15 protein-coding genes are annotated in these 18862 nt (G+C 71.3%); 8 read left to right on the forward strand and 7 right to left on the reverse strand.

Annotated elements, in window-relative coordinates:
- Positions 1-914, forward strand: a 914-nt coding sequence (locus tag HW577_RS07920) for a polysaccharide deacetylase family protein (protein WP_198375600.1), incomplete at its 5' end; no start/stop codon positions are given.
- A gap of 30 nt (positions 915-944) precedes the next feature.
- On the opposite strand, the gene HW577_RS07925 is transcribed toward HW577_RS07920, so the two are convergent.
- From HW577_RS07925 to HW577_RS07935, 3 genes are all read right to left on the reverse strand, one after another.
- Entirely contained in the window at positions 945-3143 is a 2199-nt protein-coding gene (locus HW577_RS07925) for a xanthine dehydrogenase family protein molybdopterin-binding subunit (protein WP_198375601.1), read from the reverse strand.
- Positions 3144-3160: 17 nt separating this feature from the next.
- On the reverse strand, positions 3161-3625 hold the full coding sequence (locus HW577_RS07930) for a (2Fe-2S)-binding protein (RefSeq protein ID WP_198375602.1): 465 nt from the start codon (positions 3623-3625) through the stop codon (positions 3161-3163).
- 91 nt (positions 3626-3716) lie between these two features.
- Positions 3717-4469 (reverse strand): amino acid ABC transporter permease, encoded by a 753-nt coding sequence (locus HW577_RS07935; RefSeq protein WP_198375603.1) that lies wholly within the window; start codon positions 4467-4469, stop codon positions 3717-3719.
- A 23-nt stretch (positions 4470-4492) separates the two neighbouring features.
- Between HW577_RS07935 and HW577_RS07940 the strand changes: the two genes are divergently transcribed.
- Positions 4493-5287 (forward strand): transporter substrate-binding domain-containing protein, encoded by a 795-nt coding sequence (locus tag HW577_RS07940; RefSeq protein WP_198375604.1) that lies wholly within the window; start codon positions 4493-4495, stop codon positions 5285-5287.
- On the opposite strand, the gene HW577_RS07945 is transcribed toward HW577_RS07940, so the two are convergent.
- The 3 genes from HW577_RS07945 to HW577_RS07955 form a co-directional block, all read right to left on the reverse strand.
- Positions 5284-5610 carry a hypothetical protein gene (locus HW577_RS07945; RefSeq protein ID WP_198375605.1) on the reverse strand — a complete coding sequence of 109 codons (327 nt, stop codon included), beginning with the start codon at positions 5608-5610 and terminating at the stop codon, positions 5284-5286. The genes HW577_RS07940 and HW577_RS07945 overlap by 4 nt on opposite strands.
- Before the next feature lie 63 nt (positions 5611-5673).
- Positions 5674-6231, reverse strand: a complete 558-nt coding sequence (locus HW577_RS07950; RefSeq protein ID WP_198375606.1) for a cupin domain-containing protein — start codon at positions 6229-6231, stop codon at positions 5674-5676.
- The gene (locus tag HW577_RS07955; RefSeq protein ID WP_198375607.1) at positions 6231-7199 is read right to left on the reverse strand and encodes a S1C family serine protease; all 969 of its coding nucleotides are present in this window, start codon (positions 7197-7199) and stop codon (positions 6231-6233) included. Before HW577_RS07955 ends, HW577_RS07950 begins: the two co-directional genes overlap by 1 nt.
- 258 nt (positions 7200-7457) lie before the next feature.
- Between HW577_RS07955 and HW577_RS07960 the strand changes: the two genes are divergently transcribed.
- From HW577_RS07960 to HW577_RS07980, 5 genes are all read left to right on the forward strand, one after another.
- Positions 7458-8465, forward strand: coding sequence for a phosphotransferase family protein (locus tag HW577_RS07960; RefSeq protein ID WP_198375608.1), 1008 nt, complete (start codon positions 7458-7460; stop codon positions 8463-8465).
- A gap of 69 nt (positions 8466-8534) precedes the next feature.
- Positions 8535-9821 (forward strand): phosphopyruvate hydratase, encoded by a 1287-nt coding sequence (eno, locus tag HW577_RS07965; RefSeq protein WP_198375609.1) that lies wholly within the window; start codon positions 8535-8537, stop codon positions 9819-9821.
- A gap of 220 nt (positions 9822-10041) precedes the next feature.
- Positions 10042-10980, forward strand: a complete 939-nt coding sequence (locus tag HW577_RS07970) for a 2-hydroxyacid dehydrogenase (protein WP_198375610.1) — start codon at positions 10042-10044, stop codon at positions 10978-10980.
- Complete coding sequence (locus tag HW577_RS07975; RefSeq protein ID WP_198375611.1) at positions 10977-12317, forward strand: MATE family efflux transporter; 1341 nt, start codon at positions 10977-10979, stop codon at positions 12315-12317. The genes HW577_RS07970 and HW577_RS07975 overlap by 4 nt, the downstream gene beginning before the upstream one ends.
- Before the next feature lie 433 nt (positions 12318-12750).
- Complete coding sequence (locus tag HW577_RS07980) at positions 12751-16212, forward strand: peroxidase family protein (RefSeq protein ID WP_198375612.1); 3462 nt, start codon at positions 12751-12753, stop codon at positions 16210-16212.
- An 18-nt stretch (positions 16213-16230) separates the two neighbouring features.
- Here the strand turns inward: HW577_RS07980 and HW577_RS07985 are convergent, their stop codons facing one another.
- On the reverse strand, positions 16231-17397 hold the full coding sequence (locus HW577_RS07985; RefSeq protein ID WP_198375613.1) for a trans-sulfuration enzyme family protein: 1167 nt from the start codon (positions 17395-17397) through the stop codon (positions 16231-16233).
- 161 nt (positions 17398-17558) lie between these two features.
- On the opposite strand from HW577_RS07985, the gene HW577_RS07990 reads away from it, so the two are divergent.
- Positions 17559-18689 carry a hypothetical protein gene (locus tag HW577_RS07990; RefSeq protein WP_198375614.1) on the forward strand — a complete coding sequence of 377 codons (1131 nt, stop codon included), beginning with the start codon at positions 17559-17561 and terminating at the stop codon, positions 18687-18689.
- Positions 18690-18862 lie beyond the last annotated feature (173 nt).

Raw genomic sequence — 18862 nt, forward strand, 5'->3', positions numbered from 1 at the left:
CCCCCGCCGTGGCGCGCGCCCAGGCGCCCCGCCCGCGTGGCCCCTTCTGGCCCGGCGACGCGCGGCTCGCGATCGGCGTGTGCATGATGTTCGAGGCCGATGGCGGCCAGCCCGCCGCCTGGCAGCCCGGCCCGCCCGGCACGCCCCAGGCGGGAAGCCGCTTCCCGCATCTGCCGAACGTCATGAACCGCACCTATGGCGCGAAGGAAGGCATCCCCCGCCTTCTCGACCTGTTCGACCGGACGGGCGTGCGCGTCTCCTCCTTCATGATCGGGGAGAGCATCCAGCGCTACCCGGACCTCGCGCGGGAGATCGTGGCGCGCGGGCACGAGGCGGGCGGACGCGCCATCCGCCACGCGCCGCAGTTCCATCTGCCCAAGGACCAGGAACGCGAATTCCTGAGCGAGGGCTTCGAGGCCCTGCGCAGGGCGACCGGCCTCTGGCCGAAGGGCTTCAACGCGCAGGGGCTGCAGGGCAGCGTCAACACCAACGACCTGCTGCAGGAACTCGGCCTGATCTACTCGATCGACGACCGCACGCGGGACGAGCCCTGGATCCAGAAGGTCAATGGCGACCGCGACTTCTGCCTGGTGCCCTATATGGGCCACGTCAACGACCTGAACTTCTTCCAGAACCAGCAGCGCAGCCTGGCCGACTACGAGCAGATGCTGCGCCAGGAATTCGAGGTGCTGTACGAGGAAGGTGCCATCCGCCGCCGCATGATGAGCGTGCCGCTGCACGATTTCGTCGCCGGGCGTCCGGCCATCGTGCCCTCCGTCGAGCGCTTCCTCCGATGGGCGGCTGGCCATCCCGGCGTCTGGTTCGCGCGACGCGACGAGATCGCCGAATGGGCGCTCGGGCCAGGGCGCGCGCTGACGCCGACCGATACGCCGGTCATCCCCCAGCAGCGGTGAACGGGGCGCCCCGCGCCGCCCCGACCCGCCTCAGGCGCCTTGCAGCGCCGCACGCATCTTCGCCGCGGTGAAGGGCACGGAGCGCAGCCGCGCCCCCGTCGCGTCGAAGATCGCGTTCGTCACGGCGGAGGGCACGATCGCCGCCGCCGGCTCCCCCGCGCCCCAGGGGCGCTCGGTCGGCCGGTCGATCAGGTCGATCACGATCTCCGGCACCTCGGGGAAGGTGATGACCTGGTAGGATCCCCAGTCGCGGCTGGTGACGGTGCCGCGGTCGAACGTCAGCTCCTCCTTCAGCGTGCGCGACAGGGTGTGGATGATGTTGCCTTCCACCTGCGACTTCACCCCATCCGGGTTGATCATCTGCCCGCAATCATGCGCGCAGAAGAAGCGGGTGACGCGGATGTCGCCGGTGCGGCGGTTCACCTCCACCTCCGCCACTGCGGCGACGTAGGTGCGCACCAGCTCGTACTTGCAGTACGTCACGCCGCGGCCGCGCAGGATCTCCCCGCTGCGCTCGCGCTGCGGTGATGGGCGCGCCTGCCAGTTCGCCAGCCGCGCGACGCGTTCCAGCACCTCCCGCCCACGCGGATCGTCCGCGGGCATCAGGCGCAGCCGGTAGGCAACCGGGTCGGCGCCCGCGGCGGCCGCGCATTCGTCGAGGAAGGCCTCGTTCGCGTAGGTGTTCTGCATCCGCCCCGGCGTGCGGATCCAGGAGGGTCGGAAGGGCGTCGTGTCCAGACGGTGGCAGGTCGTCTTCACCGCCGGGAAGGTGTAGGGCAGCGCCAGGTTGTGGATGATGTTGCCGGGATGGATCTGGTTCTCCCGCGGCAGGCCGCCGAGTTCCGCCGCCGTCAGGTCCACATTGCCGCCGGCGCCCTTGGGGATGAAGGCCTCCGCCTCCCACCCCACGATGTTGCCCTGGGCGTCGAGGCCGGCGCGCAGGTCGACCAGATGCGGCGGGCCCTTCGGGTCCCATACATGCTCGTCCGCGCGCATCCACTGCACGCGCACCGGCCGCCCGACCGCGCGGGCGAGCAGCGCGGCGTCGGCCGCCGCATCCTCATGCCCGTTGCGCCCGTAGCAGCCGGCGCCTTCGAGGTAGACGCAGCGCACCTGCTCGACCGGCATCGCCAGCATCATGGCGAGCTGCTTGCGTAGATTGTGCGTCGCCTGGCTCGCGCTCCACGTCGTCAGCCGACCGTCGCGGAATTCTGCCACCGCGCAGGACGGACCCATGGAGGCGTGCGAGTGGATGGCGAAGTCGTAGGAGGCCGAGATCCGGCGCGCCGCGCCCTGGATCGCGCCGGCCGCGTCACCGCGGTTCGAGGTGACCTGCACCTGCGCGACCGGCGTCGCGCGCACATGCTCCCACAACCGCGCCTGGTCCGGCAGCCCGGCCCAGCTGGACCAGCGCACGCGCAGGTCGCGCGCCGCCCGCACCGCGGCCCATTCGGTTTCCGCCACGACGCCCACGAAGGCGCCCTGGTGCACCACGCGCACCACGCCGGGGATGTGACGGATGGAGGCCTCGTCAACGGCTTCCGCCGTCGCACCCATGGCGGGCGGGCGCACCGGGCGGCCGTGCAGCATGTTCGGCAGCTTGAAGTCGTGCACGTATTCGAAGCGGCCGAACACCTTCGCTGGGATGTCGACACGCGGCACGGTGCGGCCGACGATGCGCCGCGCCTCCGGCGGCTTGATCGGCGCGTTGGTGTCGACCTTCAGGTCGAAGGCACGCCCGCCCACCAGCTCCGCATAGGAGACGCGGCCCGAGCCGCCGCTGACGACGCCATCCTCGACGCGCAGCGAGGCCGCCGGCGCGCCGAGGCGCGAGGCCGCCATGTTCAGCAATTCCCGCCGCGCCGTGGCCGAGGCCGCGCGCAGCGCCACGCCGGCATTCTGGATCGACAGCGAGCCATAGGTCGGCCCCTGGTCCGGCGTCAGCGCCGTGTCGCCTTCCACGACGCGGATGCGCGACATGGCGAGGTCGAGTTCCTCGGCCGCGATCTGCATGAAGCCGGTACGCACGCCAGTGCCAAGATCGACCTTGCCGACGAAGACCGTCACGCCGCCCTGCGCGTCGATGGACAGGAAGGCGGCCACCTCGTCGCCCGCGACGGGTTTCTCGGTCCAGGCGGCCGCACCCTTCGGGCCGAGGCCGACGGTGAAGGCGACGGTGAGCGCCCCGCCCGCCTTGAGCAGGCCGCGGCGGCTGGTGATCGCGTTCATCTCCCTGCCCTCCCCGCTCAGCCGCGCGCCGCGCGCAGCACGGCCGCGACGACGCGCGGATGCGTGCCGCAGCGGCAGATGTTGTTGGCCAGCGCCTCGTTCACCTGGGCCTCGGTCGGACGTGGGTTCTTCGCCAGCAGCGCCGCACTTTCCATGATCATGCCGTTGGCGCAGTAGCCGCATTGCACCGCCTGCTCGGCGATGAAGGCGGCCTGCACCGGATGCGGGCGGTCCGGCGTGCCAAGTCCGTCGAGCGTGACGATGGTCTTGCCGGCCGCCTCGGCAACCGGAATCTGGCAGGACCGCGCCGCCTCGCCGTTCAGATGGATCGTGCAGGCGCCGCATTGGCCGAGGCCGCATCCGTAATGCGGCCCACCCGCGCCGACATCGTTGCGCAGCGCGTACAGCAGCGGCATCTGCGGATCATCGACGGTCACGGTGACGGCACGGCCGTTCACCGTCATGGCGACGGTCTGGGTCATTCCTGCGTCCCTCCCGGGGCCGGCATTGCGCCGCCGACCCGTCCTGATGCGCGAGAGTGCGCGGCCTTCCGGCCGACGCGCAAGCGGGAACCTATCCCGGCATCCCCTGCCGCTGGTCCGCGCCCATCCGCCGTTCGAGCCGACGCACGCCCCAGGAAATCAGCAGGATCAGCACCAGGTATTCGAGCACGAGGATCGTGTAGATCTCGAGCGGGCGGAACACCGTCACGACCAGTTCGTTCGCCCGCCGCGTCAGCTCCTGGTAGCCGATCACCGAGGCGAGCGAGGACATCTTCACGACGTAGACGAGCTGGTTGCCGATCGGCGGCAGCACGCGCCGGATCGCCTGCGGCAGGACGACGTAGCGGTAGCGCTGCCAGGCCGTCAGGCCCAACGCCTGAGCCGCCTCATGCTGGCCGCGCTCGATCGACTGGATGCCCGCGCGCAGGATCTCGGCCTCGAAGGCGGAATCGCACACGGCAATGGCGAGCACCGCCGCGGCGAAGATGCCGATGCGAATGTCGAGCACCACCGGCAGCCCGTAGAAGACCCAGAGAATCATCACGAGGATCGGCACCGCGCGGAACAGTTCGACCCAGACGCGGTTGAACCAGCGCAGCGCACGGACACGCGCGAAGCCGGCCAGTGCCACGACCAGCCCGAGCGCGAGCGACACCGCCATGGCGGCGAGCGATAGCGACACCGTCGCCCACAGCCCATCGACCATGAAGCGCAGGTTTGCTTGCCCTCGCGGATCAGCCGGGTTGACGACATGCCAGCCCCAGTTGCCGCCGCAGCCCGCAAGTGCCAGCGGCAGGACGGCGGCGGCGAGGCGTGGCATCATGCGGCCCGACACAGGAGGCCCCCATGCACCGCCGCACGCTCCCCACCGCAGCCCTTCTCGCCGGCACCCTCGCCGTTCCCGCCCAGGCACAGGCCCAGGGCGGCGGGCGGCTCGCCGCCGTGCAGGCGGCGGGGCGCATCCGCGTCGGCACCACGGGCGACTTCAACCCAATGTCCTTCCGCGACCCAGCCTCGCGCGAATACCGCGGCCATCAGATCGACTGCGCCCAGCAATTGGCACGGGACATGAACCTGCGCGTGGAATTCGTCGCGACCGACTGGCGCACGCTGATGAACGGGCTGGCGGCCGACCAGTTCGACGTCGTGATGACGGGCACCTCCATCTCGGTCGCGCGCGCCATGGCCGGCGCCTTCACCATCCCGTGGGGCAGGACAGGCTTCATCCCGCTGGTCCGCCGGCGCGACGCGACCCGCTTCGCAAACTGGGAGGCGCTGAACCAGCGCAGCGTGACGATCGGCACGACGCTGGGGACGACGATGGAACAGTTCGTCCAGCAGGCGCTGCCCAACGCGACGCTGCGGCGCGTCGAGAGTCCCGCGCGGGACTGGCAGGAACTGCTCGGCGGCCGCGTCGACGCGGCGATGACGAGCGTGATCGAGGCCGGCTTCCTCACGCGCGAATATCCCGACCTCGCCGCGATCTTCCGCGACGCGCCGCGCAACCCGATCCCCATGGCCTTCCTCGCCCCGCCGAACGACGCGGCCTGGCTGCGCTTCCTCGATACCTGGGTGCTGCTGCGGCAGGAGAGCGGCTTCTTCGCCGAGATGGCGCGCAAATGGGGGCTGGCCGAAGGCTAGCCCCGCCGGCGTGCCGGCGCGGCGGCGCGGGCCGGGACCAGCATCGGCGGCACGCGCAGCCGCCGTCCGCCGCCGGCCTGCCCTTCGTCCCGCCCGTCCAGCAGCATCACGGCCGCGCCGATCTGCACCGAGCCGAAGGTCAGCCCGCTGAAGAACCAGAGCAGCGCGATCACCGGCAGCCCGCCATGGCGGAGGATGAGGGTGCCGACCCCGCCCGGATCGGCCCAGAGCACCGCGCCGACGAAGATCGCGGCGAGACCGAAGCCGATGATCCCGTGCAGCAGCATGAAGCGGACGGCGACGGGCAGGCGGTTGCGGCGCATCGCGGGTTCCTTTCGCTGTACCGAACATATGGCAGCGCCGCGCGGGCCGCCAAGGGCGGCGTCCTATCCGCGCGCGGCGCGGCGCAGCGGTTCCAGCACGGCGGGGTCGGTGATGGGCGCCGTGTCCCAGGGCGCCTCGGGCGGCGGGTCCAACGTCTCGAACACCGTCGCGAGTTCGATCGCCCCCGTCTCCGACGGGCGCGGATAGGGCGTCGGGTCGGGCGCGCCCGCCACCTTGGGCTTGCCGATGGCGACGAAGAATTCCTCGAGCCCCGCCGGGATCAGCATCCAGAGCATCCGGAACGGGTGCGCTCCGTCATTGATGAAGCCGTGCCGGACATGCGGCGGCGCCACCATGTAGGTGCCGGCCGTGATGCGCCGCACCTGCCCATCGAGCCGGGCGAGGCATTCCCCCGCCACGATCCAGAAGATCTCCGTCTGCGCCGGGTGGGCATGCTCGCGGATCTTGCCGAGCGGCGGCAGTTCCTGGAGCCCCGCGGAAAACCCCGCGGGCGCGCCGGCCAGGCGCGGCGCCGTCAGCACCTCGATCCAGCCATTGGCGGGCTGCGGCTGCCAGTGCTGCTCCCCCTCGCCGGGCGGGACGACGATCATGCCGGCCATCAGTGCAGCCTCGGATGCTTGAGGAAGGCGGTACGGTCGCCGGAGACGATGGAGACGTCGCGCGACCCGCGCGCGCGCCCGAGCTTGAGCCGCACCGTCGCGCCGGCATCCCCCGCGCCCCACACCGCGCGCCACATCTCGGCGAGGTCCGTCACGGCGACACCTTCGACGGCCAGCACCCGGTCCCCGCTGCGGACGCCGCCATTCTCGGCCGGGCCGCCTGGTGCCAGGGAGGCGATCGCCACTCCTTCCTCATCCTCGGTCGCATAGAGCCCCAGCCAGGGACGCGCCGGGCGGTTCACCCGCCCATAGGCCAGCAGGTCGTCCATAATCGGCGAGAGGCGGTGGACCGGCACCACCATGTTGAGGTCGAGCCGCCGACCTTCCTCCCCCTGCTGGAGAATGAGGGAGCCGATGCCCAGCAGCTTGCCGTCCGGCCCGATCAGCCCCGCGCCGCCCCAGGACGGGTGCGCGGGCGCGGTGAACAGCGCGTCCTCCAGCAGGTACTCCCAGTAGCCGGCGAAGGGCTGGCGGGCGACCAGCTTGCCCGAGACGGCGTGCGCCCGCCCACCAGCTGCGGCGAGGATCACGGGGGCGCCGATGCGCAGCCCCTCGCTGTCGCCGAGGTCGAGCGGCGCGACGCCAAGCCGCCCCAGTGCCTGCACCAGGCCGAAGCCCGTCTCCTGGTCGACCGCCAGCGCGTGGCCGGGCACGGCGCGGCCATCGGGCGCGGTGATCCAGATGCTTTCGGACTCGGTCACGAGGTAGCCGATGGTCAGCACGAGGTTGTCGCGGATGACGACGCCGCTGCCCTCGCGCTCGGTGCCGAGCGCGCGCGCCGTGAAGGCATCCGCCGGCACCTGGGACCGCAGCGTGACCACCGCGCCGAGCGCGGCGTCGAGGTCGAACGACCATTCGGCGGGATCAGGCTGCAGATGCTCCGGTATGTCCCATTCCTCCTTCGCCATGCCGCGCCGCCATGTCCCCTGCCGTGGTCACCCCCCTTCTAGCACGCCCAGCGGGTTTGGCAGATGCGGGCGGGCGGGGCATCCTGGGGCGCCTGCGGCGGATCTGGTCCGCGCGGCGGAGTATGGCGGCATGGGATCGTCCAGGCGTCCTTCATGGCGGAACGGCCCGGGCGGGGCAGCTAACCGGGCCTCGGCGGCGGCGGCCGCGGAATCGGCCCGTGCGCATGGCCGCCGCGCCGGCCCGCGCGGGCGGTCCGCATGACCGAGCCGCCCTCGGGCATCCTCGACGGCCTTCGCAACATGGGCCTGCTGCCAGGGGGCGCGGCCGCTCTCGGCGAACCGCTGGCCGGCGGCGTGTCCTCCGACATATGGCGCGTCGTTCTGCCGGACGGGCGTGTCATCTGCGTGAAGCGTGCGCTCGAGAAACTGCGCGTCGCGGCGGATTGGCGTGCGCCCATCGTGCGCAACCGCTACGAGGCGCGCTGGCTTGCCCGCGCGCACGAAGCCGCGCCGCGCGCAGTGCCCGCCTTGCTCGGCCAGGACGAGGCGACGGGCACGCTGGCGATGGAATGGCTGCCGCCCGAACGCTACCCGGTGTGGAAGGAAAGGCTGCGCCAGGGCGATATTGACGCCGCCTTCGCCGCCGAGGTCGGGCGCCGGATCGCCGCGATCCATGCGGCCGCCGCGCGCCGCCCGGACCTCGCGATGGACTTCCCGACCGACAAGCTCTTCGAAGCCATCCGGCTGGAACCCTACCTCGTCGCGACCGCCCGCGCCCATCCGGACCTGGCCGCGCCGCTGGTCGCACTCGTCGCCCGTACGGCCGCGACGAAACTCACCCTCGTCCACGGGGATGTCAGCCCGAAGAATATCCTGGTCGGCCCCGACGGGCCGGTATTCCTCGATGCCGAATGTGCCTGGTGGGGCGACCCGGCCTTCGACCTGGCCTTCTGCCTCAATCACCTGCTGTTGAAGTGCCTGCTGGTGCCGAAGGCGGCGACCTGCCTGATGGTGTGCTTCGAGGCACTGGCGGCGGCCTATCTCGCCTCGGTCGAGTGGGAGGCGCCGGCCGTTCTCGAATCCCGGGCGGCCAGCCTGCTGCCCGGCCTCTTCCTCGCCCGCATCGACGGGAAAAGCCCTGTCGAATACGTGACGGAGGAGGCGGAGAAGGAGCGGGTGCGCCGCGTGGCGCGCCCACTGATCACGGTGCCACCCGACCGGATCAAGACCGTCCGGGCGGCGTGGGGGGAGGAGATCGGGGCCTGACCCGGCGCCGCGTGGACGCACGGCATCGCCTCGGCTACCTCGCAACCGGGCAGGATACGGACCACCGGCATGGCGCGCAGCATCATCACCTCCATCCGCGGCCGCCGCGTCTGGGACAGCCGGGGACGACCGACGGTGGAAGCCGAGGTCCGGCTCGAAGGTGGGGCGCGCGGCCTCGCCATCGCGCCTGCGGGGGCCAGCACCGGCAGCGGCGAGGCGCTCGACCGCCGCGATGGCGGCACCGCCTTCGGCGGCTACGACGTGAAGGGCGCGGTCGCGGCAGTAAACGAGGAGATCGCGCCCGCGCTGGCGGGCTTCGATGCGGCCGACCAGGCGGGGCTCGACGCACGGCTGATCGCGCTCGACGGCACGCCGGACAAGTCGCGCCTCGGCGCCAATGCGACGCTCGCCGTCTCCATGGCCGCCGCCCACGCCGCGGCGCATGCGGCCGGCACGCTGCTCTGGCGGCATCTCGGCGGCGACGACGCGGCGCTGATGCCCCTGCCGCAGATCCAGATCCTGGGCGGCGGCGCGCATGCCGGGCGGCGGATCGACATCCAGGACTTCCTCGTGATCTGCCCCGCGGCGACGTCCTTCGCCGAGGCGCTCGACTGGACGGCCGAGATCTACCGCGCCGCCGGCGCCATCATGAAGGAGCGCGGGCTCCTCCAGGGCGTGGCCGACGAGGGCGGCTGGTGGCCGGCCTTCGACGCGAACGAGCAGGCGCTGGAGACCCTGGTCCGCGCGATCGAGCGCGCAGGCTTCGCGCCCGGGCGCCAGGTCGCGATCGCGCTCGACATCGCGGCGACGGATTTCGGCAAGGGCGGGCGCTACAGGCTCGGGCTCGAGGGGCGAGAACTGGATACCGACGGCATGATCCGCATGCTGCTCGGCTGGCTCGAAGCCTATCCCATCGCCTCCATCGAGGATCCGCTCGCCGAGGACGACCATGCGGGCTTCGCGGCCTTCACCCGGGAGGTCGGCGCGCGGATGCAGGTGGTGGGCGACGACTACCTGGTCACCGATGCGGCGCGGGTGCGCGCGGCTTCCGCCGCCGGCGCGGCGAACACGGTGCTGATCAAGCCCAACCAGCGCGGGACGCTGAGCGAGACCAAGGCGGCGTGGGATGCGGCGCGGGAGGTCGGCTATGCCGGCATCGTATCCGCCCGCTCCGGCGAGACGGAGGACGTGACGATCGTCCACCTGGCGCTGGGCTGGGGCGTCGGGCAGCTCAAGGTCGGGTCCTTCGCGCGGTCGGAACGCATGGCGAAGTGGAACGAGGCACTGCGGATCGAGGAAGCGCTCGGGCCCCGCGCACGCTTCGCGGGCGGGGCGGTGCTGGGGCGGTCGCGGTGAGCAAGGCCACGGCGCGCGCCCGGAGGGGCGCTGCCCCTCCGGACCTCCCCGCCAGAGGCCGAAAGGCCTCTGGACACCAGGACCCGATCGGGGGTTTCGGGGAGGGGCATGGCGCCCCCTTCACGACGGCCACACCCGCGACGCCCCTCCCCGATGAATCAATCGGTTCCCAAAGGCCTTTCGGCCTTTGGTGGGGTGAGGTCCTCTCCGGCGCAACGCCATGAGGGTGCTCCTCCATTACGCTGCCGGCCCTGGACTTGCCGCGCGGCTTGGCGCCCTGCCCGACCTCTCGCTCACCGTCGTCCCCGAAGCCGATGAGCGCGCGTTCCACGCAGCCCTGCCCACGGCCGAGGTGATCTGGCACGTGCTGCGCCCGCTCGCTGCCGCGGACATCGCCGCCGCGCCGCGGTTGCGGCTGATCCAGAAGATCGGCGTCGGCGTGAACACGATCGATCTCGACGCCGCGCGGGCCCGCGGCATCGCCGTCTGCAACCTACCGGGGACCAATTCGCGCGCGGTCGCGGAACTGACGCTGCTGCTGATGCTCGGCGCGCTGCGCCGCGTCGCGCATATGGATGCCGAGACGCGGGCCGGGCGCGGCTGGGCGCAGCCGCCGGCCTTGCAGGATGGCCTGTTCGAGCTCGGCGGGCGGACAGTCGGGCTCGTCGGCTATGGGGCGGTGCCGGCGCTGCTCGCCCCCGTGTTGGCGGCGATGGGCTGCAGGCTGCTGTACACGGCCCGCGCGCCGAAGCCGGAGGCGGAGGGGCATTTCCGCAGCCTCGACGCGCTGCTCGCCGAGAGCGACGTCGTCTCCCTTCACATCCCGGAAACGCCGGAGACGCGCAGCCTGATCGACGGGCGCGCCATCGCGCGGATGAAGCGCGGCGCGGTGCTGGTGAACACCGCGCGCGGGGGGCTGGTGGAACAGGGGGCGCTGACGGCGGCGCTGCGGTCGGGGCATCTCGCCGCCGCGGGCCTCGATGTCTTCGCGCAGGAACCGGCCGATCCGCGAGACCCGCTCTTCGCGCTGCCGAATGTGGTCGTCACGCCGCATATCGCCTGGCTGACGACGGGCACCTTCGACCGGTCCTTCGCCATCGCCGCCGAGAATGTGCGGCGCCTGTCGGCGGGCGAGCCGCTGCTGCACCGGGTCGCGTGAGCGGGCCGGCGACAACGGGCGAGATCGCGCGGCTCGCCACGCCGACCATCCTCGTCACCTTCGTGCAGGCGGTCGCGCAGACAGCCGAAGCCGCGCTGATCGGGCGGCTCGGGACCGATGCGCTGGCGGGCTACGCGCTGGTGCTGCCGCTTCTGATGCTGATGCAGATGACGTCCGGCGGGGCGATGGGCGGGGGCGTCACGGCGGCGGTGGCGCGCGCGCTGGGCGCGGGGCGGATCGAGGATGCGCGGGCGCTGATCCGCCACGCGGTCGCGATCGCGCTCGGCATGGGGATGCTGACGAGCGTGCTGGCGCTGGGGCTCGGTCCGCTGCTGTTCCGCAGCGTGGGCGGCGACGGGGCCGCGGCCATCGCGCATGCGATGACCTATGCCGGCATCGTGTTCGGCGGCGCGGTGCTGGTGTGGCTGTCGAACATCCTTGGCGCCGCGCTGCGCGGGGCGGGCAAGATGCGGCTGCCGGCGATGGTGATGACGGCGGCCTGGATCATCGAGGCGCCGCTGTCGGGCGTGTTGATGCTTGGGCTGGGCTGGGGGCTTGCCGGCGCGGCGGTCGCCTACCTCGTCGCCTTCGCGCTGTCGGCCGCGACCATGGCGGCGATCATCGCGCGCGGCGGGGCGGGGTTCCGGCCGGCCTGGGTCGGGCCGCTGCGGGCCGAGCCCTTCCGCCGCATCCTCGCGGTCGGCGGCATCGCGACGGTGATGGCGACGATCGCGAACCTGACCGTGGTGCTGATGACGGCGCTGGTCGCGCGCCATGGCACGGCGGCGATCGCGGCCTATGGCGTCGGCGTGCGGCTCGAATTCCTGATGATCCCGCTGGGCTTTGGGATCGGCGTCGCGCTGACCTCGCTGGTCGGGCGCCGCGTCGGCGCAGGGGATTGGGCGTCGGCGCGGGCGACGGCGTGGCGCGGCGGGCTGCTGTCGGGCGCGTTGTGCGGGGCGATCGGCGTGCTCGCGGCGGTATTCCCGGGGCCGCTCGCGTCGGTTTTTGCCAGCGACCCGGCGGTGCGGGAGGCGTTGGTCGTTTTCCTGCGCTGGGTGGGGCCGTCCTTCGGGCCCTTCGGACTCGGGATGGCGCTCTATTTCGCGTGCCAGGGGGCGGGGCGGATGCGCTGGCCCTTCGCGGCGTCGGTCGCGCGGCTCGGCTTCGCGGTGGGCGGGGGCTGGCTGCTGGCGCGGTGGACGGATGCGGGCCTGGCTGGGGCATTTGCCGCGATCGCGGTGGGGCTTATGGCCTATGGCGGGATCATCGCCGCGTCGGTGCGGCCGGGTGTTTGGCAGGAAGCCAGGCGCGCGGCATGGACTAAAGTTAATTAATCATTTGGGCATCTCACCCGATCCCCCATTAGTGACCTCTGATGCTCTCAAGGCGTTGAAATAGCGGCCTTAAACGCTCCTCCATGAGATTGCATCGGCGCGCCCGGCCAATCGCGCAATCCCGAGTTGCAGTCCTGCAACTCACAATTGGTTGATCCACGTCATCCCAGCCAATCAAGCTCCTAATCAACGCAGATGCAGTTGGTAATTTTCGGCTGCCAGACACTCAGTTTGCGTCCAGATGGGAGCCGATTTTGCCATGCGACAATGTCTCTGAATTATCCGCGAAGCTTCTCTATTCCTTGGGTCTGATGTTCTTCGGTCCCAGATCCATTTTTTCTTCCCTTGAACTTTCCCTCGTCTCGATTGGGCATCCGGGCACCATCCGAAAGGGTGTGGCGGTTGACCCCTGGTCCTTGAGGAGCCACCCGCGATGCCCCCCTTTCCGCTCACCGCCCGCGACCTGACCGCCCTCAAGGCCCTCGTCACGGGGCAACCCTATGACGAAAGCGTCACGGGGGTCCGGACGCTCAGCGGCATCGGCAACAACCTCGAGGAGCCGACCAACGGCGTCGCGGACGAGGAATTCGTCCGCATCACCGATGCGCGCTATGGCGCGCCGGAATACGCCACCGACCCTGGCACCGGGCAACAGGTGAAGGTCAATCTCGCGGTCAACCCGATCTTCCAGGGGCTCGACCCGCGCACCATCAGCAACGTGATCGGCACGCAGGAAGCGGAGCTGCCGAAGCAGGCCGATGGCGGCACCATCTTCTTCATGGCCTTCGGCCAGTATGTCGACCACGGGCTCGACTTCATCGCCAAGGGCGGCAGCGGAACCATCCAGATCGGCGCGCCGGGCACCGGATTCGGGCCGGGTTCGACCAACCCGGCGGACCTGACGCGCGCGACCGTCGTCGGCTTCGATGCGAACGGCGTGCCGCTGCACACCAACAAGACGTCGAACTTCATAGACCAGAACCAGGCCTATGGCTCGAACGAGCTGGTCGGCATCTTCCTGCGCGAGCCGGACGGGAATGGCGGCGTCACCGCCCGCCTTGCTTTCGGCGCGCCCGATCCGTCGAACCCCGACTTCGACCTGCTGCCGACGCTGCGGGAACTGATCCACGCGCATTGGGACAACGACACCGGTTTCGGCACCAAGACGTTCCGGGAAGCCTATCCCGGCCTCGTCGACGCGGACGGCCAGATCAACGGCTCCATGGTCCGCGGCCTGTATGGGAACTTCATGGGCACGGGCCAGCCGCTGCTGCTCGACCTCAACCCCTTCATCAGCCCGCTCGACCACATCGTCGCCGGCGACGGGCGGGTGAACGAGAACATCACCCTCACCTCGATCCACACCATCTGGGCGCGGAACCACAATTTCCACGTCGAGAACCTGGTCGAGCAGGGCTTCGACGGCACGCCGGAACAGGTCTTCCAGGCGGCCAAGATCATCAACGAGGCCGAGTACCAGCGCGTCGTCTACACCGAATACGCCGATGCGCTGCTGGGGGGCATGCGCGGCAGCGGCTCGCACGGGCATGACGAGTACAATCCGGACGCGAGTGCGGCGATCTCCCACGAATTCGCCGCCGCCGCCTTCCGCTTCGGCCACTCCCTCGTCTCCGAGACCATCACCGTGATCGGGGAGGACGGGCAGCCCAAGCAGGTCCGCCTGTTCGACGCCTTCCTGAACCCGACGAACAACGGCGAGTTCCTCGTCTCGAAGGAACAGATGGCGATGATGGGCTACACGCCCCAGCCCGGCTACGCCCAGTACGGCGCAGCCCCTATCATCGCCGGCATCGTCACCCAGCCGGCCGAGGAGGTGGACGCCAACATCGTCGGCGCCATCCGCAACGACCTCGTCCGCATCAGCGCCGACCTCTTCTCCTTCAACGTCGCGCGCGGCCGCGATGTCGGCCTCGGCACCATGAACCAGGTGCGCAAGTCGCTCTCGGAATCGACCGACCCCTATGTGCGGGAGGCCGTGAGCTTCGCCGGCGACATGTCCGCCTACGCGTCGTGGGAGGATTTCCAGGCGCGCAACGGGCTGAGCGACGCGGTCATCCAGCAGTTCCGCACCGCCTATCCCGACCTCGTGCTGCAGACGCAGCAGGAGATCGACGCCTTCCGCCTCATCAACCCCGACATCGAACTGGTGGACGGCACCACGGTGAAAGGCATCGACCGCGTGGACCTCTGGGTCGGCGGCCTGACCGAGAAGCACATCAATGGCGGCATGGTCGGCCAGACCTTCTGGGTCATCCTGCACGAGCAGTTCGACCGGCTGCAGGAAGCCGACCGCTTCTACTACCTGGACCGCGTCGACGATTTCGATTTCTACGAGAACCTGGTTGACGGATCCCAGGAAGGCTTCGCGACGATCGTCGCGCGCAACACGGGCTTGATCGGCCTGCCGGAGGATCTCTTCATCCTCGACGACCTGCCGGACAATCGCGCGCCGCGTCTCGAGAAGCCGATCGCCGACCAGTTCGCGCTGACGGGCGGAGCGCTGGCCTTCACCATCCCCGCCGACGCCTTCCGCGACCGGGATGCGCTCGATGCGCTCGCCTACACCGCGCGGCTCGCCGATGGCGGGCCCCTGCCCTCCTGGCTCAACTTCAACCCGACCAGCCGGGCCTTCTCCGGCGCCGTGCCGCTCGACTTCATCGGCGCGCTGTCGATCCTCGTCACGGTCACCGACAAGGGCAAGGAGAGCGCGCAGGACGTCTTCACCCTGACCGTCACGACCACCCGCAACCTCGTCGACGGCGGCGCGGGCAACGACCTGCGGATCGGGTCGGGCGGCACCGACCTCATGCGCGGCTTCGCCGGCGCCGACACGCTGCGCGCGGGCAACGGCGACGACGTCGCCAGCGGCGGCGAAGGCCATGACAGCCTGCTCGGCGAAGGTGGCGCGGACACGCTGCTCGGCGGCGGCGGCAACGACCTGCTGAACGGCGGGGCCGGGCTCGACTCCCTCGATGGCGGGGCGGGGGCGGACACGCTGCTCGGCGCGGCCGGCAACGACGTGCTGCTCGGCGATGCCGGGAACGACAGCCTCAACGGCGGCACGGAGGACGACGTGCTCAAGGGCGGCGCCGGCAACGACACCCTCGTCGGCGGCCTCGGCAACGACTGGCTGGAAGGCGGCGAAGGCGCCGACAGCCTGGTCGGCGGCGGCGGCAACGACACCCTGGTGGGCGGCGTTGGGGACGACGTGCTGCGGGGGGATGACGGCAACGACCTCATGCTCGGCGGCAGCGGCAACGACGTGCTGAACGCCGGCAGCGGCGCCGATACGCTGGATGGGGAGGACGGGAACGACATCCTGCTCGGCCTGGCCGGCAACGACCTGCTGAAGGGCGGCGCGGGCGCGGACAGCCTGAACGGCGGCACCGATGCCGACACACTCGAAGGCGGCGCGGGCGCCGATACGCTCGTCGGCGGCACCGGCAACGACACGCTCGCCGGCGGCGCGGACAATGACCGCGTGCTGGGCGATGCCGGCTCGGACAGCCTGGCCGGCGGCGCGGGCAATGACACGCTGATCGGCGGCGCCGACGCCGACTGGTTCATCTTCGCCCTGCCGACCGATGGAGAGGACCGGATCGCCGACTTCTCCGTCAGCGGCGGGGACATCATCGCCGTGTCGAAGTCCGGCTTCGCCCTGGGCCTTGCGCTCGGGGCGCTGTCCGACGATCGCTTCACGGCGAACGCCGATGGCGTCGCGATCGGGAATGCCTTCGGCCAGTTCGTCTATGCGACGAATTCCGGCCGCTTCTCCTGGGACGATGACGGGGATGGCGGCAACGGCGCCATCCTGATCGCGGTCCTGACCGGCCGGCCGTCGATCTCGGCCGCCGATATCGAGATCATCGGCTAACGGCGCCGGGGCGGATGCTCAGGCATTCGCCCCGCGCAACGCCCGGTCGAGGTCTGCAAACAGGTCCTCCGTCGCCTCGATCCCCGTCGACAGCCGCAGCAGGTCCGGCGGGCAGGGCGACCCCGCGCCCTCGATCGAGGCGCGGTGCTCGATCAGGCTCTCGACGCCGCCGAGGGATGTCGCACGCTTCCACAATTCCACGCGCGCGGCGGTCGCGATCGCCGCGCCCTCCCCGCCCCTGACGCGCAGGCTCAGCATGCCGCCGAAGCCGCCCTTCATCTGGCGCGCCGCGACCGTATGGCCGGGGCTGCCGGGCAGGCCGGGATAGAGCACCTCCGCCACCGCCGGGTGCGCCGCGAAGCGCTCCGCCAGCGCCTGCGCCGAAGCCGCGGCGGCGCGCACCCGCAGCCCGAGCGTGCGCATGCCGCGGATCAGCAGGAAGGCCTCGAGCGGCCCCAGCACCTGGCCGAGGGTGGCGCGGTTGCGGCGGATGCGGTCCCACAGCGCGTCCTCCCGCGCCGTCGCCAGCGCGCCGGCCACCACGTCCGAGTGCCCGTTCAGGTACTTCGTCGCCGCATGCATGACGATGTCCGCGCCATGCTCGATCGGCCGCGTCAGCACGGGGGAGGCGCAGGTCGAGTCGACCGCGAACGCCGCACCCGCCGCATGCGCGATCTGCGCCGCCCCGGCGAGGTCGGTGATGGACCACAGCGGATTCGCCGGCGTCTCGACCCAGACGAGCCTCGTCTCGCCCGGCCGCATCGCGGCGCGCAGCGCGTCGAGGTCCGTCGTGTCCACAAGCTCGACGCGCAGTCCCCAGCGCGTCGCCTCCGTCATCAGCCAGTTGCGCAGCGACCAGTACATGACGCGCGGCGCGACCACATGGTCCCCGGGCGACAGGGCGAGGAAGACCGCCGTCGCGGCCGACATGCCGGAGCCCAGCACCATCGCTGCCGGCGCCCCTTCCAGCGCGGCGATGATCGCCTCCGCCTCCCGCACCGTGGCGTTGTCGGGTCGGCCGTAGACGAAGCCGCTGCGATACTGGTTGTCCGGGTCGCGGATATAGGTCGTCGCGAGATGGATCGGCGGGACGATCGCGCGCGTCGCCTCGTCGACATGCCCCAGCGCCTGGGCGGCGAGCGTGTCCGGGGCCCAGCGGCGGGCGGGGGGCGTCTCGGTGCTCATCGGTGGGCTCCTGGAGGGGCGGGCTGGGGGACCGCCTTCTTCTCAAGTAGCGCCCGCGGGAGCGCAACTGCGCACGGACATGAGCGTCTTTGGTCACGACATCGAAACTTTGGTGACGGAAATCAGAGATCGTTTACCGCGCCGCTTCATCCTCCAGCGCGATGAACGAGATCAGCCGCGACGCGCTCGACCGCTATGGGACCGGGGCCTACCAGCCCGCGACCTTCCTTGAACGCGGCGTGGCCGTCCCCTTCACCACCCCCTTCCTGCTCGGCGCGCGGATCCGCCCGACCGAATCGCGCGCGGGGCTCGAGGTGGTCATCGCCAACCCCTCCGGCGGGCGCGGCCACTACATCGTTCCCTGGGCGGCGCTCCCGGAGGTCTGTTCGCCCACGCTGCACGACCGCCGACTGTGGAAGCGGCTGTCGGACGAACCCGCCGTGACGCCCTCCCTCGTGCGCGAGGTCGCGCGCACCATCGCCGCCGAGGGCCTCGCCGGCCGGGAAGCCGCCGCGGCCGCGACCAAGGCGAAGGGAGAGGACGGCGCGGCGCGCATGCGCGCCAACTTCATGCTGCTGCTCGACCTGATCCGCCGCACCGAATCGCGGGAGGAGGCAACCGTCCCCCCGCAGCTCGACAAGCCCGACCGGATCGAGGTCCGCGCCCGGCGCGCCGTCGCGCGCATCGCCCCACGCCTCGGCGCCACGCCCGAGATCATCGCAGCCTGGCTCGAGGGAATCGCCACCGCCATCGCCGGGCTCGGCGTGCCGGGCGACCCGATCCCGGCCCGAACGCGCGTGACGGTCGCCACGATCGAGGCCGTGATCGGCGAGATCGAGCTCTGGATCGCGCGCAACCCGGACCCGGGCGACCAGCAGGCGGCCGCGCTGGTGATCGACGCCGCCAGGATGAGCCTCCAGGTGGCGCGCGCAGCGATCAAGGACCTCGACGGCGCCATCTCCGACACCATCGCCCTGCTGGGCATCTGGAAGCAGGATCCGTCCGGCTTCAGCCGCCGGGCGACCCGACCGGACTGGATGCTCGACGGCTGGCAGATCATTGCCGAGCTCTGGCGCGACGCGGACCCGGAGGCGCGCCGCGGCGTGCTGTGGGAAATGGCACTGCTCGCCCCCGTCCTGCCGCGGGAGGTCGAGGAATGGGTCGGCATGCGCGACGACTGGGACCGCCCGCTGCGCCTGCGCCGCCTGGTCCGCGCCAATGAGGATTGGCGCAGCGGCCGCACCTTCGAGGTCGTGGCCCGCAACGAACGCCTGAGGGCGCGCGCCGCATGAGCGCGGCCGCGAGCGATGCCGGCGCGCCCTTGTCGGCCGAGGCGCGCTCGCTCCGCCACGCCGTGGCGAATGCGTCCGACGGCGCGCTCGCGCGCGTCGTCGCGATGTTCGACAGCCTGCCCGACCGGCGGGAGGCCGACCGGCTGCTCGATGCCGTGCGCCCGCGCCTGCGC

It is taken from the genome of Neoroseomonas rubea (assembly GCF_016106015.1).
In the GTDB taxonomy this organism is placed as follows: Bacteria; Pseudomonadota; Alphaproteobacteria; order Acetobacterales; family Acetobacteraceae; genus Neoroseomonas; species Neoroseomonas rubea.

What these genes read in the sequence shown, in the direction of transcription:
- HW577_RS07925 (WP_198375601.1), bottom strand. Translation starts at nt 3,143, where the DNA reads ATGAACGCGATCACCAGCCGCCGCGGCCTGCTCAAGGCGGGCGGGGCG.
- HW577_RS07930 (WP_198375602.1), bottom strand. Translation starts at nt 3,625, where the DNA reads ATGACCCAGACCGTCGCCATGACGGTGAACGGCCGTGCCGTCACCGTG.
- HW577_RS07935 (WP_198375603.1), bottom strand. Translation starts at nt 4,469, where the DNA reads ATGATGCCACGCCTCGCCGCCGCCGTCCTGCCGCTGGCACTTGCGGGC.
- HW577_RS07940 (WP_198375604.1), top strand. Translation starts at nt 4,493, where the DNA reads ATGCACCGCCGCACGCTCCCCACCGCAGCCCTTCTCGCCGGCACCCTC.
- HW577_RS07945 (WP_198375605.1), bottom strand. Translation starts at nt 5,610, where the DNA reads ATGCGCCGCAACCGCCTGCCCGTCGCCGTCCGCTTCATGCTGCTGCAC.
- HW577_RS07950 (WP_198375606.1), bottom strand. Translation starts at nt 6,231, where the DNA reads ATGGCCGGCATGATCGTCGTCCCGCCCGGCGAGGGGGAGCAGCACTGG.
- HW577_RS07955 (WP_198375607.1), bottom strand. Translation starts at nt 7,199, where the DNA reads ATGGCGAAGGAGGAATGGGACATACCGGAGCATCTGCAGCCTGATCCC.
- HW577_RS07960 (WP_198375608.1), top strand. Translation starts at nt 7,458, where the DNA reads ATGACCGAGCCGCCCTCGGGCATCCTCGACGGCCTTCGCAACATGGGC.
- eno (WP_198375609.1), top strand. Translation starts at nt 8,535, where the DNA reads ATGGCGCGCAGCATCATCACCTCCATCCGCGGCCGCCGCGTCTGGGAC.
- HW577_RS07970 (WP_198375610.1), top strand. Translation starts at nt 10,042, where the DNA reads ATGAGGGTGCTCCTCCATTACGCTGCCGGCCCTGGACTTGCCGCGCGG.
- HW577_RS07980 (WP_198375612.1), top strand. Translation starts at nt 12,751, where the DNA reads ATGCCCCCCTTTCCGCTCACCGCCCGCGACCTGACCGCCCTCAAGGCC.
- HW577_RS07985 (WP_198375613.1), bottom strand. Translation starts at nt 17,397, where the DNA reads ATGAGCACCGAGACGCCCCCCGCCCGCCGCTGGGCCCCGGACACGCTC.
- HW577_RS07990 (WP_198375614.1), top strand. Translation starts at nt 17,559, where the DNA reads ATGAACGAGATCAGCCGCGACGCGCTCGACCGCTATGGGACCGGGGCC.